Raw genomic sequence first — 26,148 nt, forward strand, 5'->3', positions numbered from 1 at the left:
GCATTCGTTCGCGACACCTGCGATGGAGCCCGTACCCCGTGAGCACCCAGCCGCCGCCCCACTGGCCGGCTCCGTCCCCCCGGCCGGACCAAGGGGAACCGGCACTCAACGGTTTCGCGCTCGCGTCGCTGCTCGTCGGGCTCCTGTGCCTGCCGCCGCTCGGCATCGTCTTCGGGATCGTGGCCCTCGTCCAGATCGCCGGGAAGGGCGAGCGGGGCAGACCGCTGGCGATCACCGGCCTGGCGGTGTCGCTCGTGACGACCGCACTGCTGTTCCTGGCCGTGGGCCGGGCCGCGGAGCCGCTCTTCTCCGGCCTCGACACGCTCTCCCCGTACGAGGACGTCCAGGGGGAGGTCACCGACATCGACGAGCTGCGCGCCGGCGACTGCTTCAACGTCCCCGGCGGAGACCTGCTCGACGAGGACCCGCTGTTCTACCGCGTCGCCTGTACGGAGGTGCACCACGGGGAGGTCACCTCCTCGACCCGCTTCGACCCGGCGCAGTTCCGCGGCGGCCGGAAGATGAAGTGGGCGGCCACGGACGCCTGCTGGCGCGCCCAGGACGCGTACGCCATGGACTCCTGGGCTCTGCCGGGGTACGCGGAGCTGTTCTGGTTCGCGCCGCCGCGGGAGGGGTTGGGCGGCGGCGAGCGGCGGCTGCTGTGCGTGATCGGCACGGCGGGGGAGGAGCACCGCGGCAGCCTGCGCGGCGACGCCGGGATGCTGAAGCCGGACCAGGTGACCTTCCTGCACGCGATGAACGAGGTCGACCTGGCGCTGGGGCACGGGCCCGACGAGGACCTCGACGAGGCGCTGCCGACGTACCGCGAGTGGGCCCGTGAGGTGGACCGGGCCCTGGCCGCGGAGGCCCGGGTGCTGGACGAGGTCGCGGCGCGCCGGCCGGAGCTGGCCGGGCCGGCGCGGGCGCAGCTGAAGGAGGTCGCGGCGGCGCGCGGGGCGTGGCAGAAGGCGGGCGCGGCGGTCCGGCCCGCGGACTTCCAGGACGCCTGGGACCGGGCCTCGGCGGCGCTGACGGTGCCGACGGAGAAGGCGCTGCGCGGGGCGTACGGCCTGTCGACGACGGTGCCGGAATGGCTGGCCGAGGACGAGCCGGGCAGCAGCGCGGGTCCGGGCCGGGGCGACGGCTCCGGCGGCGGGCCCGGTGGCGGGTCCGGAGACGGGTCCGGCGGGCGGTCGGGCGGGAGGGTCCCGGTCGCGCCCGCCTCGGAACGCGGCAGGTGACGCGCGGTAACGGGGTTTGAGTGACCAGCCTTCATCACTTCGAGTGAAACCCTGGCCCTCGCTTGCGGCGTGCAACCGACCGTTGCGAGGGTGTGGCTGTCTGTCAACCTGATGGGAGGGCCTCAGTGGCTTTCGGTGAGCAGCCGGCCTATCTGCGCGTCGCCGGGGATCTGCGACGGCAGATCGTCGATGGGTCCCTGCCCCCGCACGCCCGCCTCCCCTCGCAGGCCCGGATCCGCGAGGAGTACGGGGTCTCCGACACGGTGGCGCTGGAGGCGCGCAAGGTCCTCATGGCGGAGGGCCTGGTCGAGGGCCGCTCCGGCTCGGGCACGTACGTGAGGGAGCAGCCGGTGCCGCGGCGGGTCGCCCGCTCCGGCTACCGCACGGGCGGGCCGTCGACGCCGTTCCGCCAGGAGCAGGCGGAGGCGGGCGCCCGCGGGACGTGGGAGTCCAGCAGCGAGCAGGCCGTCGCCCCGGCCGCGATCGCGCAGCGGCTCGGCATCGAGCCGGGCGAGCGCGTCATGCGGACGCGGTACGTGTTCCGCGACGCCGGCGAGGTGATGATGCTGTCCACCTCGTGGGAGCCGCTGGCCGTGACCGGCCGGACCCCGGTGATGCTGCCGGAGGAGGGGCCGCTGGGCGGCTCCGGGGTGGTCGACCGGATGGCGGCGATCGACATCGTCGTCGACAACGTGGTGGAGGAGGTCGGGGCGCGGCCGGGCCTCGCCGAGGAGATCGCGCTGCTGGGCGGGGTCCCCGGGCACGTGGTGCTGGTGATCGGCCGGACCTACTACGCCTCCGGCAGGGCCGTCGAAACCGCCGACGTGGTGGTCCCGGCGGACCGCTACCGACTCGCCTACCACCTCCCGGTGCGGTAAACCTACCGGCGGGTTTCGGCGCGATCCGGACCGGCGCCGGTGGCTCCGGTTCGCTGCGGGCCTGCACCGTTGCGTCGGACCCCGCCGTGCGCCCCCTCACCCGCGCCTGCGCCGCCGCGCCCCGCACACCCCCGCGGCGCCCCCCGACCCGGGGGCGTCCGCCGAGGGGGAGGGGGTCGGGCAGGGGCCGTCCGGCCAGGGCCGGAGCCGCGGTCCGGCCCCTACGGAGGGGCGCGTACGGGCGCTCGGCCGCCCCCGTGGTGCGCCGGGTCCGGACCGGAGTGCGCGGCTCACTCGTACGCGTGGCCGGATGCGTACGCCGCCGAGGTTCCTCTTCGTGAAAAACCGTATCCGCTCAGTAAAGGTCGGGCGTAAGCTCGGGCATATGCGCAATGGGGTTTCCCGGGCAGGTGGATCGGCGGAGGGTGAGACGCGATGAACGACAGCGGTGCCCTGCTCCCGTGGTTGGTCATACGTCAGGACGACAACGGCAACCGCTACCGGGTGGGCCGTTACCCCACCCGCGCCGAGGCGCAGAAGGTGGTCGACAGCCTCGACGACCGCGGACACAAGCAGCTCTACTGGGTCGAACGGATCGGCCAGACCGCCACGACGAACTGACCGTCGAGGCAGTGGCATAGGCTCCGCCCCATGACGGAACGTGTGGTCGTGGGCGGAGCCCTTTGTCATGAGGGCCGCCTGCTGGCCGCCCGGCGCAGTGCGCCCCCGGAGCTGGCCGGCCGCTGGGAGCTGCCCGGGGGCAAGGCCGAGCCCGGCGAGACCGACGCCGAGGCACTGGTCCGCGAACTGCGCGAGGAGCTCGGCGTGGAGGCCGCGCCGGTGGAGCGCATCCCGGGGACGTGGCCGCTGAAGCCCGGACTCGTCCTGCACGTGTGGACCGCGCGGCTGCTCTCCGGCGAGCCCGCGCCGTTGGAGGACCACGACGAGCTGCGCTGGCTCGACCCCGAGGAACTGGACTCGGTGGACTGGCTCGACCAGGACCGGCCCGCGGTGGCCGAGATCGGGCGCCGGATGCGCACCGCGCACACCGGGTCGCAACAGGGCGCATGAGGCTCGCGTTCCCGTCCATCCGTGCCACAGTGCGCCGGTACCCGGGGGATGCGTGGTACGACGCCGCGAATAGGGGGTATGTCGCTATTAGTACCTAATCGTGTACCGCCCCAAGAGGCCCTCTCCCGGCTGAACCGGACGGGGGCCGCTGCAGGCCCGGGAAGTGATCGGCGTGATCGACACAGACGGCGAATGTGCCGAGTGGGCCTTCCCCGCCGAGCCTGGTGCCGTCCGCACCGCACGCCACGCCGTGCGGGGCCAGCTCCGAACCTGGGGCCTCGATTCCGTCGGTGACGTGACCGTCCTGCTGGTCAGCGAGCTGGTCACCAACTCCCTGCGCTACGCCTCGGGCCCGATCGGGGTCCGGCTGGAGCGCCGCGAGCAGCCCGGCGAGAGCCCGCCCGAGAACCCCGCCGAAGGGGCCGCCCTACTCGTGGAAGTTTCCGATCCGCTTCCGGATCCGCCCCGCGAACGCGTTGCCAAAGCCGACGACGAGGGCGGCCGGGGACTGCACCTGGTGGCCGCCACGGCACGGCGCTGGGGGACACGTCACAGCAAGTCGGGCAAGACGGTGTGGTTCGAGTTGGCTCTTCCTGGTGAGTAACAAGGTGAGGGGTGGCCGACGATCACCCGGCATGGCTCGAAACAGTCGGGACCTTTTCGTGATCGGGAACGCCGTGCCGTCCGGGGCCGTGGTGCTGAATACTTCGGTCATGGCCGGTCCGGTTGCGGTGAGCTGGAGGGGACGGTCGCGTGAGCGAGATACCTGCGCAGGCACATCAGGCGCGAGTGCCCGGGGAGGCATGGCACGACTCCCTGTGGCACAGCAGCCCGCCTGGCTCGATATATGACTACATCAAGGTCGCATCGTTCTCCATCGGGCCGGACGGCCTCGTCGACCAGTGGAGCCTGCGCGCCGAGGAACTGTTCGGACTGACCGCCGCACAGGTCGTGGGACGCGACCCCGTCGAGGCCTTCATGCCGCCCGAACTGCGCGAAGGCGGCCACCGGAGGGTCGCCGAGATCCTCGACGGCAAGGAATGGACGGGCCTCGTCCCCTTCCGGATCCCCGGCGGGAACGGCGCCCACGGCGTGGCCGAGATCTACGTGATGCCCACCCAGACCGAAACCGCCGAACGCGCCGCACTCTGCGTCGTCGTCGACGTCCGCGCCCTGCGCCGCATCGAGTCCGACCTCGCCGCCTCACAGGCCATATTCGGCCAATCTCCCTTCGGCTTCCTGCTCTTCGGCACCGACCTCACCGTCCAGCGGGCCAACCGCCGCTTCGCCACCGTCTTCGGTGGCGCCGTCGAGGAACACCGCGGCCGCACCGTCCACGACTACCTCCCCCCGCAGGAGGCCGAACGGATGACCGAGGCCCTGCGCCGGGTCCTGGAAACCGGGGAAGCCGTCACCGACCTGCGGATCACCGGCGCCGCCCCCGGCCGGCGCGAGAACCGCCACTGGTCCATCAACCTCTACCGCGTCCACGGCGCCAGCGGCCGCCCCGTCGGCGTCGCCGGCATCGGCACCGACGTCACCCGCCGCCACCTCGCCGCCCGCGAGGCCGCCGGCGTACGGCGCAATCTCGCCCTCCTCAACGAAGCCGGGCACCGCATCGGCAACTCCCTCGACCTGGAAACCACCGCCCGCGAACTCCTCGACGTCACCGTCCCCGGCTTCTGCGACCTCGCCGCCGTCGACCTCTACCAGGGGCTGCTCCTCGGCGACGACGACCGCCCCGCGCGCCCCCAAGGCCCCGGCGTCCCCTCCCTACCCCCCGGACAACGCAACGGACGCGCCCCCTCCGCACCGCTGCGGCGGGTCGCCTTCGCCTCCGCCGTCTCCGACGCCCCCCTGTCCGGGGCCGGCGCCGCCGTCGCCGTCGGCGAGATCCACCGCTACCCGGCCGCCTCCCCCGGAGCACTGGCCCTGCGCACCGCCCGGCCGCGCATCATCGAAGGCGGCGGGCCCGACGACCTCGTCCAGTCCACGCTCGTCGTGCCGATGGTCGCGCACGACACCGTCGTCGGACTCGCCCAGTTCTCCCGCACCAAAGGCAGCGAACCCTTCGGCGAACGCGACCGGGCCGTCGCCGTCGAACTCGCCGCCCGCGCCGCCGTCTGCATCGACAACGCCCGCCTCTACCGACGCGAACACGAACGGGCCCTGATACTGCAACGCAGCCTGCTCCCGCCCGGCGACCCCGAAGCCGCCGGCCTCGACATCGCCTGCCGCTACCTGCCCGGCAACGCCGCCACCGAAGTCGGCGGCGACTGGTTCGACGTCATCGAACTGCCCGGACACCGCACCGCCCTCGTCGTCGGCGACGTCATGGGCCGCGGCCTGCGGGCCGCCGTCGCCATGGGCGAACTGCGCACCGCCGTACGCACCCTGGCCCTGCTCGACCTGGAGCCGGCCGAGGTGCTCACCGCGCTCGACGAGATCGCCCGCGGACTCGGCGTCCCCGGCGGCTCCCAGCAGGCCTCCCGCGCAGCCCTGCACTCCCGCGACGCCGACCGCTCCGAGGTGTACCTCGCCACCTGCGTGTACGCCGTCTACGACCCCGTCACCCGACGCTGCACCATCGCCAACGCCGGCCACATGCCGCCCGTGCTCGTCGAACCGCCCGAACCGGGCGCCCCGCCCCGGCCCGCCCTGCTCCTGGAGGTCCCGCCCGGCATGCCCCTCGGGGTGGGCGGCGAACCCTTCGAGGAGGTCGAGATCGACCTCCCCGAGGGAGCCCTGCTCGCCCTCTACACCGACGGCCTCGTCGAATCCCGCGACCACCCGTTGGAGGAAGGCCTGCGCGGCCTGCGCGAAGCACTGGCCGACCCGGTACGACCCCTGGAGGACGTCTGCGACCACGTCCTCAACACCCTCGACACCCGACACGGAGAAGACGACATCGCCCTGCTCATGGCCCGCGTCCAAGGGCTCCCCGTCGAGGCCGTCGGAGACTGGCAACTGCCCCGCGAAGCCCGCTCCGTGGGCCGCGCCCGCGAACTGGCCCGGGCGAAACTGCCCGCCTGGGGCCTGGAGGGACTGCTCGACACCACCGAACTGCTCGTCAGCGAACTCGTCACCAACGCCCTGCGGTACGGCGAGGGCGAGATCCGGCTCCGACTGCTGCTGGACCGGACCCTGGTGTGCGAGGTGTGGGACGGCAACCTCGTCCAGCCGCGCCGCCGCCGGGCCCGCGACACCGACGAGGGAGGACGCGGCCTCCAACTGGTCGGCTTGCTCTCCGCCGGCTGGGGCACCCGACGCACCCACCGCGGCAAGACCGTCTGGTTCGAGCTGCCCCTCCCGGGCGAGGAGGGCGACCCGACACCGGAACTGTCGGCGGAACAACTCCTGAACATGTACGGGTGACGAGGACCACCCGGGCGGAACACGACCCGAGCCGGGCCGCTGACCGGCCCGGGTGACCGGCCCGGGCCGCAGCGGGGACGTCCCGCACCGGACCGTCGCACTCCTCGACCCGGCCACGACCCCGGCCACGACCCCGGCCGCGGACCGGAAGGGCCACGCCGAGCCGGTCGTCGTCCCCCCGCCCACGGCCTGGAGCGACACACCACCGTTCTCGCGCGACCGGCGGGTCAGGCCGCCCCGCCGGACTTCAGGGCCGCGAGCCGCGCCTCGACCTCGGCGGACCGGCCCAGGTCGTCCAGGGCCTCGAACTGCGCGTCCAGGGACGAGGCCGCCAGCTCCTGCCGGCCCAGCGCCCGCGCCTCCTCCCGCCGCACCTTGTCCTCGAACCGGCTCAGGTCGCTCGTCGGGTCCATGACGTCGATGCTCTCCACCGCGTCCAGCATCCTGTTCTGCGCCTCGGCCGCCCGGGCGCGCGCCACCAGCTCGTCGCGCTTCGCCGTCAACTCGGTGAGCTTCTCCCGCATCGCCTCCAGACCCGCCTTCAGCCGGTCGACGACCTCCGTCTGCGCGGCGATCACCGGCGCCGCCGTCGCGGCCTCCCGCTCCGACTGGAGCTGCCGGGCCAGCGCCACCTTCGCGAGGTGGTCGAACCGGTCGGCCTCCGCCGCCGCCCCGCCCGCCCGCAGCTCGTCCCCCTTACGACTCGCCGCCAGCGCCCTGCGGCCCCACTCCGCCGCCGCGTCCACGTCCTCGCGGTGGTCCGCCTCCAGCATCCGCAGGTTGCCGATGGTGGTCGCGACCGCCTGCTCCGCCTCCGAGATGTTGTTGGTGTAGTCGCGGATCAGCTGGTCCAGCATCTTCTGCGGGTCCTCCGCCTGGTCCAACAACGCGTTGATGTTGGCCCTGGCGAGCTGGGCGACACGGCCGAGGATGGTCTGCTTGCTCACGGGACGCTCCTTGCACCTGTAGGGGAGTCAAAAGCGGCCGCCGCCGCCCATGCGGCCACGGGTCCCCCCACCACCGAACCACCCCGGCCCGAACCCCCCACCACCGAACCCCCCACCACCGAACCCGCCCCCGCCACGGCCCCCGCGCAGGATCTCGCCGAGGACGATCCCGCCGAGCACCGCACCGCCCATGCCACCACCCCCCTGCCGCTGCCCGCCACCACCGAACGGATCCCGGAACCCGCGCACGTCCTCCTCGGCCAACCGCTGCGCCTCGCGCGCCAGCCCGTCCGCCCGCTGCGCCGCCGCCAGCGCGGCCGCCGCGTCCGACTCCGCCAACTGCTCCGACCGCTCCAGCTGCCGCTGCGCCTCCGCCAGCCGGGTACGGGCGCGGCTGCCCACCGCACCGCGACTGGTCGTGATGTAGTCCGCCGCCGCGGCCGCCGCACTCCGCGCCGACAGCAGCGCCTGCTCCAGCAGCGCCGCCGCCCGCCGCCGGCCCGTCTCCTGTTCCCGCGCCGCCGACAGGGCCTCGTCCAACGCCGCATCGGCCTCCTCGACCCGGCGCAGGGCGTCGATCGGGTCGTACCGGCCCGCCGCCACCTCCTGACCCACCGCGGCCACCACCGCCTCCGCCCGCCCGATCCGCCCCCGCAGATCCGCCGTCGACGCCCCCTGCACCGTCCCCGACAGCAGCCCCCGGGCATCGGCCAGGTCCGCCTCCGTCTCCGTCAACGCCCCCGGCAGCTTGCCCGCCGCCTCCGCCAGCTCCTGCGCCCGCCGCTCCACCGCGTCCACCAGGATCGCCGCCTGGTCCACCGCGCCCTCCGCGGCCCGTACGTGCACGGCCGCCGCGCCACTGTCGGAGCCGACCGCCTCCCGCGCCCGGTCCACGTGGTCCGTCGCGAACCGCAGCCGGTCCTCGGCACGTTCCGCGTGCCCGGCCACCGGGGCCGACGCCGAGTCCGCGTACCGCCCGCGCAGCGCGGTCAGGGTCGCCGCCGCCGTCACCGCACGCCCCGTCAGATCGCGTACCCGGGCCTCCACCTCCGCCAGGGCCTGCGGCGCGTTGCGCTCCAGGTCCCGCAGCCGGTCGAAGTCCGCGGCCTCGGCGTCGAGCCGCCGGTTCGCCTCACTGCACCGGGCCACGATCTCGTCCAGCATCCGCCGCCGGGTCGCATCGTCCTCCGGGTAGGCGTCGTCCAGCTGCTGGCGCAGCCGGAACGCCGCCGTCAGCTCCCCGTCCGCGAAGGCCACGGCCTCCGTGAAGGAAGCCACCGCCGCGTCCCCGAACTGCGCCGAGGCGAAGCCGAGCTCCTCGGAGCTGGTGCGGACCGCGTCGTCGGTGTCCACCAACAACGCCCTGGCCTTCGCATCCAGATCGGGCAGCGGCAGGGCCGTCGTGGTCGCGGGCCGCTCCCCCCAACCGGTCGTGGTGCGCGAGCCGCCCGGCACGGCACCCTTGCGCTTGCGCCGCGTGTACGCGTACGCGCCGAGCGCAGCCGCCGCCCCGACCGCCACCACCGGCAGCACGAAGTCCCCGGCACCGCTCTCCCCGCCCCCACCCCCACCCGGATCGGGCTCGCCCGGGGTGATCGCCGGCGTCGGAACCGGCTTGCCGGCCAGGACGGCCCCGTAGCCGTTCGCCGCACCCACCGCAGCGCCCGCCCAGTCGTTCTGCCGCAGCGCGGGCTCGATCGCAGTACGGGCGACCGCCGCGAGCTGCTCCTCGGTGAACCCGGAGCCCACGTCGGCCGAATAGGCGTACGTACGGGACCCGGTGGCCACGGCGAGCAGCAGGTCGTCCCGGCCGAGCCCGTTCTTCTGGGCGGTGGCGTCGGCCCAGCTCTGCGCCGACCGCCCGGAGAAGTCGTTCACGTACACCACGAAGAGCTGCACCCCGTGATCGCGGTCCAGCCGGTCCAGCGCAGCGGCGACACCGGCCGCCGCCCCCTCCCCGACGGCCCCCACCCGGTCGGTGACCTGCCCCTGCCGGGACAGGGTGACGGGATCCTCGGCAGGCACCACCACAGCCGCGGCAGCACAGGTACCCACCGGCCCGGCCACCCCGAGCAGAACGCCGCAGAGCACGAGCACACCCTGGATGCCCCGGACGGCCCGGCCGACTGCTCCGGTGGTCGCTCTCCTCCTCGACGGCATCACATGTGGGAGCGTATGGGCGCCACCGCACCCCCGCGACCGGAGCCGACGACGCCCGTCCGCTTTCGGGGGTTCCGGCGCACCGCTCCTTGCCGTTGGGGGGCGGGTGGGTGGTGCTCCCGCTCCGGGGTGTGGTGGGGTGGCCGGGGCGGGGGTGGGGTTAGGTGCGGCGGGTGATTTTTGAGCCGAGCCACACCAGGGGGTCGTATTTGCGGTCCACCACCCGTTCCTTGAGCGGGATCAGGGCGTTGTCGGTGATCCTGATGCCTTCCGGGCAGACCTCCGTGCAGCATTTGGTGATGTTGCAGTAGCCGAGGCCGTGTTCCTCCTGGGCGGTGCGTTTGCGGTCCAGGCCTGTCTCGTGGGCGGCGTCGAGGGGGTGCATGTCGAGTTCCGCGACGCGCATCAGGAAGCGCGGTCCGGCGAAGGCCGGTTTGTTCTCCTCGTGGTCACGCACGACGTGGCAGGTGTCCTGGCAGAGGAAGCATTCGATGCACTTGCGGAACTCCTGGGAGCGCTCCACGTCCATCTGCTGCATCCGGTACGCGCCCGCCGCCACGTCGGGTGGGGGGACGAAGGACGGGACCTCGCGGGCCTTCGTGTAGTTGAACGAGACGTCCGTGACCAGGTCGCGGACCACGGGGAAGGCCCGCAGGGGGGTGATGGTGACCGTTTCCGCGCGGTCGAAGACCGACATGCGCGTCATGCACATGAGCCGGGGGCGGCCGTTGACCTCGGCGCTGCACGAACCGCATTTGCCGGCCTTGCAGTTCCAGCGCACCGCCAGGTCCGGGGCCTGGGTCGCCTGGAGGCGGTGGACGATGTCCAGGACGACCTCGCCGTCGTGCACCTCGACGGTGAAGTCGCGCAGGTCCCCGCCGTCGGAGTCGCCCCGCCAGATCCGGAAGCGGGCGTCGTATGTGCTCACTCGTAGAGCTCCTCTTCGGCGAGGTACTTGACCAGCTCTTCCTTTTCGAAGAGCGCCAGCAGGTCGGGGCGGATGGGCTCGGTGCGGATGCGTTGGAGGACGATGCGGTCGGCGGCCGGGTCCGCGGGTGCGGGCTCCACCGGGCGGCACAGGAGGTTCACCGGGCGCCAGGACCGGTCCATGGACGGGCAGTCCTCGCGGGTGTGGCCGCCGCGGCTCTCGGTGCGCTCCAGGGCGGCGCGGGCCACGCATTCGCTGACCAGCAGCATGTTCCGCAGGTCCAGGGCGAGGTGCCAGCCCGGGTTGAACTGGCGGTGTCCCTCGACGCCGGCGCGGGCGGCGCGTTGGCGGAGGGAGGCCAGCTTCCGCAGCGCCTCGGCCATCTCGGGCTCGCGGCGGATGATGCCGACGAGGTCGTTCATGGTCGTCTGGAGTTCCTGGTGGAGGGTGTACGGGTTCTCCGCGCCGTCGGTGGCGTGGAAGGGGGCCAGTGCCTCTGCTGCTGCGGTGTCGATCTGGTCCTGGCGGGCCTCGGGCCGGCCGGCGGACGCCGCGTACTCGGCCGCGTGCAGGCCGGCGCGGCGTCCGAACACGAGGAGGTCGGAGAGGGAGTTGCCGCCGAGGCGGTTCGAGCCGTGCATGCCGCCCGCGACCTCGCCCGCCGCGAAGAGGCCGGGGACGCCCTGTGCGGCGGCGGTCTCGGAGTCGACGGCGATCCCGCCCATCACGTAGTGGCAGGTGGGGCCGACCTCCATCGGCTCGGCGGTGATGTCCACGTCCGCCAGCTCCTTGAACTGGTGGTACATGGAGGGCAGGCGCCGCTTGATCCTGTCGGCCGGCATGCGGGTGGACACGTCGAGGAAGACGCCGCCGTGCGGGGAGCCGCGGCCCGCCTTGACCTCGGCGTTGATGGCGCGGGCCACCTCGTCGCGGGGGAGCAGCTCCGGTGGGCGCCGGTTGTTGTCCGGGTCCTCGTACCAGCGGTCGGCCTCGTCCTCGGTCTGGGCGTACTTGTCCTTGAAGACGTCCGGGACGTAGCCGAACATGAACCGCTCGTTGTCGCTGTTGCGCAGGACGCCGCCGTCGCCGCGGACGGACTCGGTGACGAGGATGCCCTTGACCGAGGGCGGCCAGACCATGCCGGTCGGGTGGAACTGGACGAACTCCATGTTGAGCAGGGGTGCGCCGGCGAGCAGGGCCAGGGCGTGGCCGTCGCCGGTGTACTCCCAGGAGTTGGAGGTGGTTTTGAAGGACTTGCCGATGCCGCCGGTGGCCAGGACCACGGCGGGGGCTTCCAGGACGAAGAAGCGGCCGGATTCGCGTGCGTAGCAGAAGGTGCCGGAGACCCGGTCGCCGTCCTTGAGGACACGGGTGACCGTGCACTCCTGGAAGACCTTCAGGCGGGATTCGTGGTCGCCGGTCTCCTTGAAGTCCTGCTGTTGGAGGGCGACGATCTTCTGCTGGAGGGTGCGGATCAGTTCGAGGCCGGTGCGGTCGCCGACGTGGGCGAGGCGCGGGTACTCGTGGCCGCCGAAGTTGCGTTGGGAGATCCGTCCGTCGGGGGTGCGGTCGAAGAGGGCGCCCCAGGTCTCCAGTTCCCAGACGCGGTCGGGGGCCTCCTTCGCGTGCAGTTCGGCCATCCGCCACTGGTTGAGGAACTTGCCGCCGCGCAGGGTGTCGCGGAAGTGCACCTGCCAGTTGTCGTGCTCGTTGACGTTGCCCATGGAGGCGGCGATGCCGCCCTCCGCCATCACCGTGTGGGCCTTGCCGAAGAGGGACTTGCAGATCACGGCGGTCCGGGCGCCGCGTTCGCGGGCCTCGATGGCGGCCCGTAGTCCGGCGCCGCCCGCGCCGACCACGACGACGTCCCACTGCTGCCGGTCGACTTCAGCCATGTCAGAAGATCCTCGGGTCGGTGAACGCGCCGGTGGCGAGCAGGTACACGTACAGGTCGCACGCGGCGACGCTGATCAGGGAGGCCCACGCCAGCTGCATGTGCCGGCCGTTGAGGCGGCTGACCCAGCCCCACAGCCGGTAGCGGACGGGGTGGCGGGAGAAGTGCTTCAGGCGGCCGCCCATGATGTGTCGGCAGGAGTGGCAGGACGCCGTGTAGCCCCAGATCAGCACGATGTTGACGACGAACAGCAGGGTTCCGAGGCCCATGTGGCCCCACTCGTAGCGGTCGTTGCGGAAGGTCAGCACGGTGTCGTACGTGAGGATGGCCGCCACCGGCAGGGCCGTGTAGAAGAAGTACCGGTGGGCGTTCTGCAGGACGAGGGGGAGGCGGCTCTCGCCCGTGTACGCGGTGTGCGGCTCGGCGACGGCGCAGGCGGGCGGGGAGGCCCAGAAGCTGCGGTAGTACGCCTTTCGGTAGTAGTAGCAGGTCAGCCGGAAGCCGAGCGGGAAGACGAGGATCAGCAGGGCGGGGGACAGGCCCCACCAGCTGCCGAAGAGGTCGAGGTTGGGGCCGGCGCGCATCTCCTCGCAGTTCTCCGCCAGGCAGGGCGAGTAGAACGGGGAGACGTACGGGGCCGCGTAGTAGTGGGCGTTCGCGAAGGCCCGCCAGGTCGAGTAGGCGATGAAGGCGAGCAGCCCGGCCGCGGTGCCGGCGGGGGCCAGCCACCAGCGGTCGGTGCGCAGGTGGCGGGCGGGGATCGCCGCCCGGGAGGGTTCGTGGACGCCGGTGAGCGGCCGGGGTGGTTCGGTGCCTGTGGCCAAGGGGTGACTCCGGGAGGGTCAGGGGTGGCCCAGGAGACCCGGCCGCCGCGCGGGCGCGGGGCCGGGTCCGATGGGGTGGGTGACGGGGTTCGACTGCTGGGGGTCAGGGTGCCCGGCGGTCGCGGGCGCCGAGTCCCTCGTCGTCGCTGTCCGTCCACAGTGCGGTGTTGTACGGGGCGTCCGGGATGGTCACCATCCGGGACGGGTCCGCGGCCGTCGGACGGTTGCCTTCCGTTCTCTGTCGGGAGGCCTGCTGCTCCAGCTGCTCGACCTTGCGGGTGAGCTCGTCCAGGTTGCGCCGTACGGCGTTCAAATCGTCCTGCAGGGACATGACTTGCCCTCACTTCCGCAGGTTGCGGTGGCAACGCTCATGTGCGCCTGCGAGTGTCGCGCCTCCCGTCCCCGCTTGTGAAGGGACGTGCAGCGAATCCGGGCGCGCAGGCGCGATCTGTGCGCCCCTCCCTGCGTCCATTCTCATCCCTCTCGTGAGGGAACGCGCGTCCCGGCCGCAACCCGGATTGGTCCGCACGGGTGGGCTTCCCGGCGTGGCGCAGGGCGGCTGCGGGGGGTGCGGCGGGCGGTGGATTTCAGTGTGGTTCTGCACCCGGTGTGATCAGCCGCAAATACCGCCGAACGTGATCAAGCCCGCGCACCTGTGCGCCCCCTCGCACGACCTTTACGCCCTTCACGCCCCGCCCCGGAGGTAGCACCCATGTCCCAGAGAAGGCGCAGATCCCTGGCGCTGCTGACCTCGGGAGTCCTCGCACTGCCGCTGCTCGCGGGCTGCGGCGCGGGGGACGAGGGAGGCCCCGCTGCCGCCGGTCCGGACATCGCGGCGACGGCCCGCGACATGATCGCCGACGGTGGCGTCCTGCGGTGGGCCGTGGACGACCTCCCCGACACCCTGAACGTCTTCCAGGCCGATGCCGACGCCACGACCACCCGGATCGCCGGGGCGGTGCTGCCCCAGTTGTTCACGCTGGACGACAAGGGCCGGCCGACGGCCAACCCGGACTTCCTGGAGAAGGCGCAGATCGTCGAGCGGGAGCCCAAGCAGGTCGTCGTGTACAAGCTGCACCAGCAGGCCGTGTGGAGCGACGGCCGGGAGATCGGAGCCCCCGACTTCGTCTCCCAGTGGCGGGCCCTGAACGGCAAGGACTCGGCGTACTGGACCGCCCGCAACGCCGGCTACGAGCGGATCGAGAAGATCGAGCGCGGCCGGAACGACCTGGAGGTCCGGGTCACCTTCGCCAAGCCGTACACGGACTGGCGCTCCCTGTTCTCGCCGCTCTACCCCAAGCAGGTCACGGGCACCCCCGACGCGTTCAACGAGGGCGCCCGCGGCACCCTGAAGGTCACCGCCGGCCCGTTCACCCTCGGGGCCATCGACAAGAAGACGGGCACCGCCGCGCTGACCCGCAACCCCCGCTGGTGGGGCCGGCCGGCCAAGCTGGACTCGCTGGTCCTGACCGCCGTGCCCCGGGCCGAGCGGGCGAGGGCGCTGGCCGCTGGCACGGTCGACCTGGCCGAGGTCGACCGGGCGACCTCGGACCGCATCTCCCAGGCCCGCCGGGACGCCACCCGGTCGCCGGGCGGGGCCGGGGCCCAGGCCGTGGAGGCCGTCCCGGAGTCCGAGGCGCTGCGCGGCTACACCGTCCGCAGGTCCCTGGAGCCGGCGTACACCCAGCTGGCCCTGAACGGGGCCTCCGGCCCGCTGGCCGACGAGCGGGTCCGGCGGGCCGTGGCCCGGGCGATCGACCGCCGGGAACTGGCCGAGATCGTGCTGAAGCCGCTGGGGCTGCCGGTGCGGCCGGTCGGCAGCCATCTGGCGCTGGCCGGTCAGCGGGCGTACGCGGACAACAGCGACGCGCTGGGCGGCCAGGACACCAAGGCGGCGCAGGCGCTGCTGGCGGACGCCGGCTGGCGCCGGGGCGGTGTGCTCACTCCGCCGGAGACGGGCGCGAAGGCCGGCCCGGAGGCGGACCAGCAGACGGACGAACAGGCGGAGAAGCCGGCCGAGCAGCCGGCCGGGTCGCAGGGTGACCGCAGGACCACGGCCGGGCCGGGCACCGGCAACGACGGCCTGTACATCGTGGGCCAGGAGGACCAGCGCAACGGCGACGTCCGCGCGGCCGCCCTGGAGCGGGGGCTGCCCGGGTTCCGCCCGGCCTTCGCCTCCACGGAGCGGAGCACGCTGCCGCAGGTCGCCGCCGCGTACGCGGTGGAGCAGAGGCAGGCCCTCCTCGCGCAGGCCGCGGCCCTCGCCGCCGGCACGGGTCGTGTGCCCGCGGACGAAGCGGCGGACGAAGCCGCTGCCGCCGGCGACGCCAAGGCCCCCGGTCCCGTCGGCGGGCAGCAGCCGGAGAACGCCCCCGCGGCCACGTCCGGCGCCAGTGCCAGCGCCAGTCCGGCTCCGGCCCCGGCGCAGCCCCCGCGGACCTCCGGGAACATGCTGGCCAAGGACGGCAAGGCGCTCAGCCTGCGCTTCGTCCTGCCGTCCGGGCCCGGCTCGGAGTCGCTGCGCGCGGTGGGGGAGCGGATCTCGCAGATGCTCCAGAAGGTCGGCGTGGCCACCGAGCTGACGAAGGTGGCCGACGAGAGCTTCTTCAAGGACCACATCGCGTCGGGCCAGTACGACCTGGCCCTGTACTCCTGGCCGGCGACCGCCTATCCGGCCACCGACGCCCGCCCGATCTTCGCCAAGCCGGAGCCGGCCGCCGACGGCTCGCTGCTGGTGGAGCAGAACTACACCCGGGTCGGCACCGACCACATCGACCAACTGTTCGACCAGGCCGTGGCCGAGCTGGACGAGGAGGCCTCCCGCGATCTGATGCGCAAGGCCGACGCCCGTATCTGGGCCGCGGCGGGCTCCATCCCGCTCTACCAGCGCCCCGAGCTGGTGGCGGCGAAGCCTGCGGTGGCCAACGCGGGAGCCTTCGGCCTGGCCTCTCCGCGCTTCCAGGACATCGGCTGGAAGAAGGCCCCGGAGGGGCGGGAACCGGGGTCCAAGGAAGGAAAGGAGAAGAACAGGTGACAAAGCGGGGCCAGTCAGGTTGACCCGCGGGTCACAAGCTCAGAAGTGACTCAAGTCGCTTGCCCGCCGGACCCCCGGCGGGCAAGGTCGTGGGTACCCATTGACCCGGAGCACCACCGCTCGGAAAGCCCGTGGCAGCAGGCTTCCGAGCAGCTGAAACAGCACTGCAGCGCCCGATCGGAACTCCCGCGGCGCAGATCGCCGGACCCCCCACCCGCAGCCCGGTCGCAGTCAGCCGCACGGCCTCTTGACAGACCCCCCGGGAGGCACTTCCCGCCACGCGACGTAGGATGGGGTAAGGCCGTGGCAGGTTTTCCGCCCGGCAGGCTCGCGTACCAGGCCGTACGTGACGCCATCCACGATCCCGGGAGAAGCGCCGCAGTGCCCACGCGCCACGACATCCGCAACGTCGCCATCGTCGCCCACGTCGACCACGGCAAGACGACCATCGTCGACGCCATGCTGAAGCAGGCCGGCGCCTTCGCCGCCCACCAGCAGCTCGACGACCGCATGATGGACTCGAACGACCTGGAGCGTGAGAAGGGCATCACGATCCTCGCCAAGAACACGGCGGTGAAGTATCACCCCAAGGACGGCGGGGCCCCGATCACGATCAACATCATCGACACCCCCGGCCACGCCGACTTCGGTGGCGAGGTCGAGCGCGGTCTGTCGATGGTCGACGCCGTCGTCCTGCTGGTCGACGCTTCCGAGGGTCCGCTGCCGCAGACCCGCTTCGTGCTCCGCAAGGCCCTCCAGGCCCGGATGCCCGTCATCCTGTGCATCAACAAGACGGACCGCCCGGACTCCCGGATCGACGAGGTCGTCAACGAGACGTACGACCTGTTCCTGGACCTGGACGCGGACGAGGACCAGATCGAGTTCCCGATCGTCTACGCCTGCGGCCGTGACGGCATCGCCTCGCTGACCAAGCCGCAGGACGGCACCGTCCCCGCGGACAGCGACAACCTGGAGCCGTTCTTCTCCACGATCCTGGAGCACGTCCCCGCCCCGACGTACGAGGAGGACGCGCCGCTCCAGGCCCACGTCACCAACCTCGACGCCGACAACTTCCTCGGCCGCATCGCGCTGCTCCGCGTCGAGCAGGGCGAGCTGCGCAAGGGCCAGACGGTCGCGTGGATCAAGCGCGACGGCTCGGTCTCCAACGTCCGCATCACCGAGCTGATGATGACCGAGGCGCTCACCCGCAAGCCGGCCGAGGTCGCCGGCCCCGGTGACATCTGCGCCGTCGCCGGTATCCCCGACATCATGATCGGTGAGACGCTGGCCGACCCGGAGAACCCGGTCGCCCTCCCGCTGATCACGGTGGACGAGCCAGCCATCTCCATGGTCATCGGCACCAACACCTCCCCGCTGGTCGGCCGCGGCGGCTCCGGCAAGGGCGCCGACGCCAAGGCCGCGGTCAAGGACCGCAAGGTCACCGCCCGCCAGGTGAAGGACCGCCTGGACCGCGAGCTGATCGGTAACGTCTCGCTGCGCGTCCTGGACACCGACCGCCCGGACGCCTGGGAGGTCCAGGGCCGCGGTGAGCTCGCGCTGGCCATCCTGGTCGAGCAGATGCGCCGCGAGGGCTTCGAGCTGACCATCGGCAAGCCGCAGGTCGTCACCAAGGACGTCGACGGCAAGGTCCACGAGCCCGTCGAGCGCATGACGATCGACGTGCCCGAGGAGCACATGGGTGCCGTCACCCAGCTCATGGGCGTCCGCAAGGGCCGCATGGACAACATGTCGAACCACGGCTCCGGCTGGGTCCGCATGGAGTTCGTCGTCCCGTCCCGCGGCCTCATCGGCTTCCGTACGGAGTTCCTGACGCAGACCCGCGGCACCGGCATCGCGCACTCGATCCACGAGGGCCACGAGGCCTGGTTCGGCCCGCTGCAGACCCGCAACAACGGTTCGCTGGTCGCCGACCGCGCCGGCGCGGTCACCGCCTTCGCGATGACCAACCTGCAGGAGCGCGGCGTCCTGTTCACCGACCCCGGCACCGAGGTGTACGAGGGCATGATCGTCGGCGAGAACTCCCGCTCCGACGACATGGACGTGAACATCACCAAGGAGAAGAAGCTCACGAACATGCGGTCCTCGTCGGCCGACTCGTTCGAGGCGATCGTTCCGCCGCGCAAGCTCTCCCTGGAGCAGTCCCTGGAGTTCTGCCGCGACGACGAGTGCGTCGAGGTGACCCCGGAGGCCGTCCGCATCCGCAAGGTCGTCCTGGACCAGAAGGAGCGTTCGCGCACCGCCTCCCGCGCGAAGGCCGCCAAGTAACAGCGCAGTTCGGGTAGTTCGGGAGCGTCGGCCGCGCCGGCGCCCCGGGGAACAGCCCCTTCCGGCACGGATCTCCGTGCCGGAAGGGGCTGTTCGCTTTTTCACTTCTGTCAAGCGGATTGTTGCGTTCTTGTGTCCGCATACCGACCGTGACACTCCGGAAGGTGAGCTAACCGTCCGTTTCGCACGTGTCTGTCTCTGATCCCTTTGTCCGGATTTCGGGTTTCTGCCGCGGATCGATGTTGTGAAAACGAGACCACGCAAGTGTGGTTTACGCCCGGGGTGTCCCTGAGGATGGCTCCATTGAGCTCGGGTCAATGGGTCACACGCTGTGGGGAGCGTCGACTCACGAGCACACGATGGGGCCGGATTTCGCTGTCAGGGGTGTCAGCGGAGCCGGGTCCTTCACGTATCCACCGTGACTCCTGAGGAGGCAATAACCCATGCGCGGAGCAACGAGCGCCAAGTGGGTCGCCGGTGCCGTCATCGTGGCGATGGCCGCTACGGCGTGCAGCACCAGCAAGGACTCGAACGCCGGCAAGTCGGGCGGCAACATCACCGTGGTGCTCGGCGAGCCGCAGCACGGCCTGGTCGGTCAGAACACCGCCGAGTCCGAGGGCGCCGAGGTTCTCAACGCCCTGTTCGTCGGCCTCGTCGACTACGACAACAAGACCAACGAGCCGAAGCTCGCGGTCGCCGAGTCCATCGAGTCCACCGACTCGAAGACCTGGACGATCAAGCTCAAGGACGGCTACACCTTCCACAACGGTGAGAAGGTCGACGCGCAGTCGTTCGTCCGCGCCTGGAACTGGGGCGCCAACCAGGACAACGCCGCCGAGGGCATGCCGTTCTTCGCGAAGATCGAGGGCTCCGACGAGCTGGCGCCGGGCAAGGACAAGAAGCCCACCGCCACCGAGCTCAAGGGTCTGAAGGTCGTCGACGAGAAGACCTTCACCGTCTCGCTGAAGGCCCCGTTCTCGCAGTTCAAGACCATGCTGGGCTACAACGCCTTCTACCCGCTGCCCAAGGCGTTCGAGGCCGACCCGAAGAAGTTCGGCGAGGCCCCGATCGGCAACGGTCCGTTCCAGATGGACGGCGCCTGGGAGCACAACAAGCAGATCAAGATCAAGCGCTACGACAAGTTCCCGGCCGAGGGTCGCGCGAAGCTCGAGGGCGTCACCTTCAAGATCTACGACAACCTGGACACGGCGTACAACGACCTGCGCGCCGACACCATCCAGATCGTCGACAAGCTCCCGATCTCCGCGATGGCCACCGTCTCCCAGGAGTTCGGCGACCGCTACATCTACAAGCCGGAGTCCGGCGTCGGCTACCTGGGCCTCCCGCTGGAGACCAACCCGGAGGCCTTCGGCAAGGTCGAGATCCGCAAGGCCCTCTCGATGGCCATCGACCGGGACGCCATCACGAAGACCATCTTCAACGGCACCCGCAAGCCGGCCGACGACTTCATCAGCCCGATCATCCCCGGCTACCGCAAGGGCGCCCTCGGCGAGGCGGGCACCTACAACCCGACCAAGGCCAAGGAGCTCTACACCCAGGCCGGTGGCATCCCCGGCAACAAGCTGGAGCTCGGCTACAACGCCGACGGCGGCCACAAGGAGTGGATCGAGGCCGTCGCCAACCAGCTGAAGGCGAACCTCGGCCTCGAGGTCACCGCCAAGCCGTACGCCAAGTTCGGTGACATGCTGGACGACCTGGGCGCCGCCAAGTACAAGGGCGCGTTCCGCATGGCGTGGTCCATGGACTACCCGGCCGCCGAGAACTACCTCCGTCCGATCTTCTCGAAGGTCGCGATCGACAACGGCTCGAACTACGGCCACTACAAGAACGACGAGTTCGAGTCCCTGATGGACCAGGCCGACAAGGCGACCGACCCGGCCCAGGGTCAGAAGCTGTACCAGCAGGCCGATGACGTCATCATCAAGGACCTGCCGTACATCCCGGTCTTCACGTACATGTCTTCTTCGGCCTACTCCAAGTCCGTGAAGAACGTTCAGGTCGACGCCCAGGGCCGCATGGACCTGGCGAACGTCGAGCTCAACTAACACCCCTCTTCACTTAGGGGAATTCCAGGGGGCGGGTAGACGGAATCAGGTTTCCGTCTGCCCGCCCTTTCCCCCTGCTCTTGTTGGAGGTCTGATGGGCCGCTACCTCATCCGCCGACTCATACAGGCGATCCCTGTACTGCTCGGTGCCACGTTCCTGATCTACGCGCTGACGTTCGCCATGCCGGGCGCTGACCCGATCCAGCTGCTCGCCGGCGAGAAGAAGGCAGACCCGCTCGTCACGGCGATGCTGCGCGAGAAGTACCACCTCGACGACCCGTTCCTGCTCCAGTACTGGAACTACATCACCGGTGTGTTCCAGGGCGACCTCGGTGAGACCCTGACCGGTCGCAAGGTCATCGACCTGTTCTCCGAGGCGTTCCCGTACACCGTCAACCTCGCCATCGTCGCCTTCGTCATCGAAGCCGTCGTCGGTGTCCTCGCCGGTGTCCTCGCCGCCCTGCGCCGCGGCAAGTTCCTCGACCAGCTCGTGCTCATCTCCACGCTGATGGTCATCTCGATCCCCGTCTTCGTGACCGGCTTCGTGCTGCAGCTGACGCTCGGCGTGCAGCTGAAGAACAACTGGGGCATCGACTTCTTCCCCGTCTCGTTCAACGAGGCGGACGGCTTCCGGGCCTACCTGCTGCCGGCCTTCGTGCTCGCGTCCACCTCGCTGGCGTACGTCGCACGTCTGACGCGCACCAGCCTGATGGAGACGATGCGTGCCGACTACGTGCGCACCGCGACCGCCAAGGGCCTGCCGCGCCGCCGCGTCGTCATGAACCACGCACTGCGCAACGCCATGATCCCGATCGTCACCTTCCTCGGCGCCGACCTCGGCTCCCTCATGGGCGGTGCGGTCATCACGGAGCGCATCTTCAACATCCACGGGGTCGGCGGTCTGCTCGCCCAGTCCGTCTACCTCAAGCAGGGCGCGGTCGTCGTGGGCGGCGTGACCATCCTGGTCCTCGTCTACCTGGTCGGCAACCTGCTCGTGGACCTGCTGTACGCCGTGCTCGACCCGAGGATCCGCTATGCGTGACACAACTACGGTGGAGGACTCGATGACGACCGACACCCAGATCGCCGGCACCCCCTCCGCCGGCGCCGCGGCCGACAAGGACGGCGGCAAGAAGAAGAAGGACCGCGAAGCGAGCCTCTGGTCGGACGCGCTGGCCGACCTGCGGCGCAACCCGGTCTTCCTGATCGGTGCCTTCCTCGTCGTCTGCATGCTCGTCATCTCCGCGTTCCCGCAGTGGTTCACGGACGGCAGCCCGTTCGCCTCCGACGCGTGCAAGCTGCAGGACTCGCTCAAGACCCCGAGCGCGGACCACTGGTTCGGCTTCGACATCCAGGGCTGCGACGTCTACACCCGCACGGTGTGGGCCGCCCGCAACTCGGTCATCGTCGGCATCGTCACCACCTCGCTGGTGGTCATCGTCGGCGGTGCGCTCGGCCTGCTGGCCGGCTGGACCGGCGGCATCCTCGACAGCTTCCTGTCGCGCTTCACCGAGATCTTCTTCGCGATCCCGCTGCTGCTCGGCGGCATGCTGATCATGTCCGCGCTGCCGGGCAACGCCTGGTCGGTCTCGCTGGTGCTCGCGATCCTCGGCTGGCCGCAGATCTTCCGCATCATGCGGTCCTCGGTGCTGCAGAACAAGAACAACGACTACGTGGTGGCCGCCCGCGCCCTCGGCGCCGGCACCCTGCGCATCACGCTGCGGCACATCCTGCCGAACGCCATCGCCCCGGTCATCGTGGTCGGCGCGATCAGCCTGGGCGTGTACATCTCCGCCGAGGCGGCGCTGTCTTACCTCGGCATCGGCGTCCAGCCCCCGGAGATCTCCTGGGGCCTCATGGTCAGCGACGCCTCCGTCCGCTGGCTCCAGGCCCCGCACGTGCTCCTCTTCCCGGCCGGTGCGCTGAGCGTCACGGTGCTCGCGTTCATCATGGTCGGCGACGCGGTGCGCGACGCCCTCGACCCGAAGCTGCGCTGAGGAAGGGCGTACGTTGACCATCATCGACAAGACCTCGAACGTCCCCGCGCCCCGATCGGCGCCGGAGGGCACCCCGCTGCTCGAAGTGCGTGACCTGCACGTCGAGTTCCACACCCGCGACGGCGTGGCCAAGGCCGTCAACGGCGTCTCGTACTCGGTGGACGCCGGCGAGACCCTCGCCGTCCTCGGCGAGTCCGGCTCGGGCAAGTCCGTGACGGCGCAGGCCATCATGGGCATCCTCGACATGCCGCCCGGCAAGATCCCCTCCGGTGAGATCCTCTTCCAGGGCACCGACCTGCTGAAGCTCCCGGCGGACGAGTACCGCAAGATCCGCGGTTCGAAGATCGCCATGATCTTCCAGGACGCCCTGTCCTCGCTGAACCCGGTGCACACCGTCGGCGCCCAGCTCGGCGAGATGTTCCGCGTCCACCGCGGGATGTCCAAGAAGGACGCCACGGCCAAGGCTGTCGAGCTCATGGACCGCGTGAAGATCCCGGCCGCCAAGGCGCGCGTCGGCGACTACCCGCACCAGTTCTCCGGCGGTATGCGCCAGCGCATCATGATCGCCATGGCGATGGCCCTGGAGCCGGACCTGATCATCGCCGACGAGCCGACCACGGCCCTCGACGTGACGGTCCAGGCCCAGGTCATGGACCTGCTCGCGGAGCTCCAGCGCGAGATGAACATGGGCCTGATCCTGATCACCCACGACCTCGGCGTCGTCGCCGACGTCGCGGACAAGATCGCCGTCATGTACGGCGGCCGGATCGTCGAGACCGCCCCGGTCCACGAGATCTACAGCCGCCCTGCGCACCCGTACACCCGCGGCCTGCTCGACTCGATCCCGCGCCTGGACCAGAAGGGCCAGGAGCTCTACGCGATCAAGGGCCTGCCGCCCAACCTGCTGAACATCCCCTCGGGCTGCGCCTTCAACCCGCGCTGCCCCAAGGCGCAGGACATCTGCCGCACCGAGGTGCCGGCCCTGCACCAGGTGACCGAGCAGGACGGCACCGAGCTGCCCGGCCGCGGCAGCGCGTGCCACTTCTGGAAGGAGCAGATCCATGGCTGACCTCACCAAGGGCGAGCGCGAGCCGATCCTTCAGGTGCGCAACCTGGTCAAGCACTTCCCGCTGACCCAGGGCATCCTGTTCAAGAAGCAGGTCGGCGCGGTCAAGGCCGTCGACGGCGTGTCCTTCGACCTGTACCGGGGCGAGACCCTCGGCATCGTCGGCGAGTCCGGCTGTGGCAAGTCCACCGTCGCCAAGCTCCTGATGAGCCTGGAGCGGGCCACCGCCGGCGAGGTGTTCTACAAGGGCCAGGACATCACCAAGCTGTCCGGCAAGGCCCTCAAGGCCGTCCGCCGCAACATCCAGATGGTGTTCCAGGACCCGTACACCTCGCTGAACCCGCGCATGACGGTCGGCGACATCATCGGCGAGCCCTTCGACATCCACCCCGAGGTGGCCCCGAAGGGCGACCGGCGCCGCAAGGTCCAGGAACTCCTGGACGTCGTGGGCCTGAACCCCGAGTACATCAACCGCTACCCGCACCAGTTCTCCGGCGGCCAGCGCCAGCGCATCGGCATCGCCCGCGGCCTCGCGCTCAACCCGGAGATCATCATCTGCGACGAGCCGGTCTCCGCGCTCGACGTGTCGGTGCAGGCGCAGGTCATCAACCTGATGGAGAAGCTCCAGGACGAGTTCGACCTGTCGTACGTGTTCATCGCGCACGACCTGTCGATCGTCCGGCACATCTCCGACCGGGTCGGCGTGATGTACCTCGGCAAGATGGCCGAGATCGGTTCCGACGCCGAGATCTACGACCACCCGACGCACCCCTACACCCAGGCGCTGCTGTCGGCCGTCCCGGTCCCGGACCCGGAGGCCCGCGAGGGCCGCGAGCGGATCATCCTCACCGGTGACGTCCCCTCGCCCGCCAACCCGCCGTCGGGCTGCCGCTTCCGCACCCGCTGCTGGAAGGCGCAGGACATCTGCGCCACCGAGCAGCCGGTGCTGGCGGTCCCCGAGCGCTACAAGGGCCAGAACACCCCTGCCGCGCACGAGTCGGCGTGCCACTTCGCGGAGGAGCGGGCCGTCCTGGCCGTCTGATCCCCGTTCGCAGGACCCACGAGGCTGGTCCCCGGTGCCCCACGGCACCGGGGACCAGCCTTTTTCGGCCCCGGGCGGCGGCCCGTGCGGGCCGCGGGACGCCGGGCCGTCCCGCCTCGAAGTGCGGGCGGCGCGGGGCGGGTCGGGCGGAGCCCGCGGGCCCCGGCCCGTACGCCCGTACGCCTGGCCGCACGGCTGCCCGTACGCCTGGCTGCCCGTACGTCCGGCCGCCCGCATCCGACCGCGTCCCGGACCGGGCTCGGGGCCCCGCCCCCGGCCCGTCCCGCCGGGCGTCCCGCGGCCGCCGGGACGGGTGCGGGACGCCCGGGACGAGGTGGCCGGTCTGGGAGTGTTCTGCCGCGGCGGACCGCACCGCCGCTCTCGGACACACCCAGGGGGACACCATGAGGAATTCGCTCCGCCGGTTCGCGACCGCGGGCTCGGTCCTGGCCCTGGCCGCCTCGGGCCTGCTGCTCGGCACCTCCCCGGCCTCCGCCGCGACCTCCTGCTACGGCAGCACCTGCACCGGCCTCGACCCGGCCACGACCGTCTGCCAGAACGACGCCAAGACCGTCGCCACCTCGGTCCTGGGCACGGAGCTGCGCTACAGCCCGACCTGCCGGGCCGCCTGGGCCCGCTACCCCGGCGGTACCTCCTTCGTGCACGACATCAAGGTCGAGAACACCGCGGGCAACTCCTACTCCGCCCACTCCAACGGCAACGCCGTGTGGACGCGGATGGTGAACGACAAGGACATCGAATCCCGCGCCTGCGCCGCCGACCGGACCGCCCACGCCTGCTCCAGCTGGTACTAGGCCGCCCGGCGCCACCGCCGCGTCCGCCACACCTGACCGACCGAGCCGCACCGGCTCCCCCCGACGGAGATCGCCTTGACCTTCCCCACCCGCAGGTTCACCACCCTCGCCACGACGCTCGGCCTGGCCGCCTCCTCCCTGCTGCTGGCGTCCTCCCCGGCCTCGGCCGCCACCTCCTGCTACGGCAGCAGCTGCACCGGCCTGGACCCGGCCAACACCATCTGCCAGAACGACGCCAAGACCGTCTACTGGGATGGCTGGCGGGCCATCGAGCTGCGCTACAGCCCCACGTGCCGAGCTGCCTGGACCCGCCAGCAGGGTGTGGGCGGCCCCGACGGCGAGCCGATGACCCTCATCGTCGAGAACACCGCAGGCCAGCGATACACCACTCTCTGGAACGGTTACACCGCCTGGACGCGGATGGTGAACGACAAGGACATCAAGGCCCGTGCTGGCGGTGTCTGGGACAACGGCAAGCAGTTCTCCTACACCGAGTGGTACTAGGCCCGCCGGAACCCGACACC

21 protein-coding genes are annotated in these 26,148 nt (G+C 71.3%); 15 read left to right on the forward strand and 6 right to left on the reverse strand.

Translation table 11 applies throughout. The annotated features are described in order from the left end of the window. Positions 1–38: 38 nt before the first annotated feature. The 6 genes from ACZ4VL_RS15920 to ACZ4VL_RS15945 all read left to right on the forward strand — a co-directional run bounded on the left by ACZ4VL_RS15920 (position 39) and on the right by ACZ4VL_RS15945 (position 6,565). Entirely contained in the window at positions 39–1,241 is a 1,203-nt protein-coding gene (locus tag ACZ4VL_RS15920) for a DUF4190 domain-containing protein (RefSeq protein ID WP_468200008.1), read from the forward strand. 125 nt (positions 1,242–1,366) lie between these two features. After that, positions 1,367–2,119: a GntR family transcriptional regulator gene (locus tag ACZ4VL_RS15925; RefSeq protein WP_385838145.1), complete on the forward strand. Its 753-nt coding sequence runs from the start codon at positions 1,367–1,369 to the stop codon at positions 2,117–2,119. Between the two features lie 435 nt (positions 2,120–2,554). Beyond that, complete coding sequence (locus ACZ4VL_RS15930; protein WP_214943524.1) at positions 2,555–2,740, forward strand: SPOR domain-containing protein; 186 nt, start codon at positions 2,555–2,557, stop codon at positions 2,738–2,740. Positions 2,741–2,770: 30 nt separating this feature from the next. Further along, positions 2,771–3,190, forward strand: coding sequence for a (deoxy)nucleoside triphosphate pyrophosphohydrolase (locus tag ACZ4VL_RS15935; RefSeq protein WP_468200010.1), 420 nt, complete (start codon positions 2,771–2,773; stop codon positions 3,188–3,190). Between the two features lie 163 nt (positions 3,191–3,353). Further along, positions 3,354–3,794 carry an ATP-binding protein gene (locus ACZ4VL_RS15940; RefSeq protein WP_468200012.1) on the forward strand — a complete coding sequence of 147 codons (441 nt, stop codon included), beginning with the start codon at positions 3,354–3,356 and terminating at the stop codon, positions 3,792–3,794. A gap of 149 nt (positions 3,795–3,943) precedes the next feature. Beyond that, positions 3,944–6,565, forward strand: coding sequence for a SpoIIE family protein phosphatase (locus ACZ4VL_RS15945; protein WP_468200013.1), 2,622 nt, complete (start codon positions 3,944–3,946; stop codon positions 6,563–6,565). Positions 6,566–6,792: 227 nt separating this feature from the next. Here the strand turns inward: ACZ4VL_RS15945 and ACZ4VL_RS15950 are convergent, their stop codons facing one another. From ACZ4VL_RS15950 to ACZ4VL_RS15975, 6 genes are all read right to left on the reverse strand, one after another. Further along, positions 6,793–7,512, reverse strand: coding sequence for a PspA/IM30 family protein (locus tag ACZ4VL_RS15950; RefSeq protein WP_468200014.1), 720 nt, complete (start codon positions 7,510–7,512; stop codon positions 6,793–6,795). A gap of 27 nt (positions 7,513–7,539) precedes the next feature. Continuing rightward, positions 7,540–9,672 carry a TPM domain-containing protein gene (locus ACZ4VL_RS15955; RefSeq protein WP_468200015.1) on the reverse strand — a complete coding sequence of 711 codons (2,133 nt, stop codon included), beginning with the start codon at positions 9,670–9,672 and terminating at the stop codon, positions 7,540–7,542. A 160-nt stretch (positions 9,673–9,832) separates the two neighbouring features. Then, complete coding sequence (locus ACZ4VL_RS15960) at positions 9,833–10,600, reverse strand: succinate dehydrogenase/fumarate reductase iron-sulfur subunit (RefSeq protein WP_468200016.1); 768 nt, start codon at positions 10,598–10,600, stop codon at positions 9,833–9,835. Beyond that, entirely contained in the window at positions 10,597–12,495 is a 1,899-nt protein-coding gene (locus tag ACZ4VL_RS15965) for a fumarate reductase/succinate dehydrogenase flavoprotein subunit (RefSeq protein ID WP_468200018.1), read from the reverse strand. The genes ACZ4VL_RS15960 and ACZ4VL_RS15965 overlap by 4 nt, the downstream gene beginning before the upstream one ends. Before the next feature lies 1 nt (position 12,496). Then, positions 12,497–13,318 carry a hypothetical protein gene (locus ACZ4VL_RS15970; protein ID WP_468200019.1) on the reverse strand — a complete coding sequence of 274 codons (822 nt, stop codon included), beginning with the start codon at positions 13,316–13,318 and terminating at the stop codon, positions 12,497–12,499. A gap of 103 nt (positions 13,319–13,421) precedes the next feature. Beyond that, positions 13,422–13,649 (reverse strand): hypothetical protein, encoded by a 228-nt coding sequence (locus tag ACZ4VL_RS15975; protein ID WP_468200020.1) that lies wholly within the window; start codon positions 13,647–13,649, stop codon positions 13,422–13,424. 381 nt (positions 13,650–14,030) lie between these two features. On the opposite strand from ACZ4VL_RS15975, the gene ACZ4VL_RS15980 reads away from it, so the two are divergent. The 9 genes from ACZ4VL_RS15980 to ACZ4VL_RS16020 all read left to right on the forward strand — a co-directional run bounded on the left by ACZ4VL_RS15980 (position 14,031) and on the right by ACZ4VL_RS16020 (position 26,128). Then, a complete protein-coding gene (locus ACZ4VL_RS15980; RefSeq protein WP_468200022.1) occupies positions 14,031–16,352 on the forward strand; it encodes an ABC transporter family substrate-binding protein in 2,322 nt (773 codons plus the stop codon). Between the two features lie 381 nt (positions 16,353–16,733). Beyond that, a complete protein-coding gene (typA, locus tag ACZ4VL_RS15985; protein WP_468200023.1) occupies positions 16,734–18,638 on the forward strand; it encodes a translational GTPase TypA in 1,905 nt (634 codons plus the stop codon). A 443-nt stretch (positions 18,639–19,081) separates the two neighbouring features. Then, the gene (locus tag ACZ4VL_RS15990) at positions 19,082–20,704 is read left to right on the forward strand and encodes a peptide ABC transporter substrate-binding protein (RefSeq protein ID WP_468200025.1); all 1,623 of its coding nucleotides are present in this window, start codon (positions 19,082–19,084) and stop codon (positions 20,702–20,704) included. Positions 20,705–20,798: 94 nt separating this feature from the next. Then, positions 20,799–21,746 carry an ABC transporter permease gene (locus tag ACZ4VL_RS15995; RefSeq protein ID WP_468200026.1) on the forward strand — a complete coding sequence of 316 codons (948 nt, stop codon included), beginning with the start codon at positions 20,799–20,801 and terminating at the stop codon, positions 21,744–21,746. Further along, the gene (locus ACZ4VL_RS16000) at positions 21,739–22,701 is read left to right on the forward strand and encodes an ABC transporter permease (protein WP_468200028.1); all 963 of its coding nucleotides are present in this window, start codon (positions 21,739–21,741) and stop codon (positions 22,699–22,701) included. Before ACZ4VL_RS15995 ends, ACZ4VL_RS16000 begins: the two co-directional genes overlap by 8 nt. 13 nt (positions 22,702–22,714) lie before the next feature. Then, a complete protein-coding gene (locus tag ACZ4VL_RS16005) occupies positions 22,715–23,770 on the forward strand; it encodes an ABC transporter ATP-binding protein (protein ID WP_468200030.1) in 1,056 nt (351 codons plus the stop codon). Further along, positions 23,763–24,809, forward strand: coding sequence for an ABC transporter ATP-binding protein (locus tag ACZ4VL_RS16010; protein ID WP_468200032.1), 1,047 nt, complete (start codon positions 23,763–23,765; stop codon positions 24,807–24,809). Before ACZ4VL_RS16005 ends, ACZ4VL_RS16010 begins: the two co-directional genes overlap by 8 nt. A gap of 404 nt (positions 24,810–25,213) precedes the next feature. Beyond that, the gene (locus tag ACZ4VL_RS16015; protein WP_468200033.1) at positions 25,214–25,624 is read left to right on the forward strand and encodes a DUF2690 domain-containing protein; all 411 of its coding nucleotides are present in this window, start codon (positions 25,214–25,216) and stop codon (positions 25,622–25,624) included. A 75-nt stretch (positions 25,625–25,699) separates the two neighbouring features. Next, entirely contained in the window at positions 25,700–26,128 is a 429-nt protein-coding gene (locus ACZ4VL_RS16020; RefSeq protein ID WP_468200034.1) for a DUF2690 domain-containing protein, read from the forward strand. The last annotated feature ends 20 nt before the right edge of the window (positions 26,129–26,148 follow it).

Source organism: Streptomyces sp. NPDC029014, from assembly GCF_055564695.1.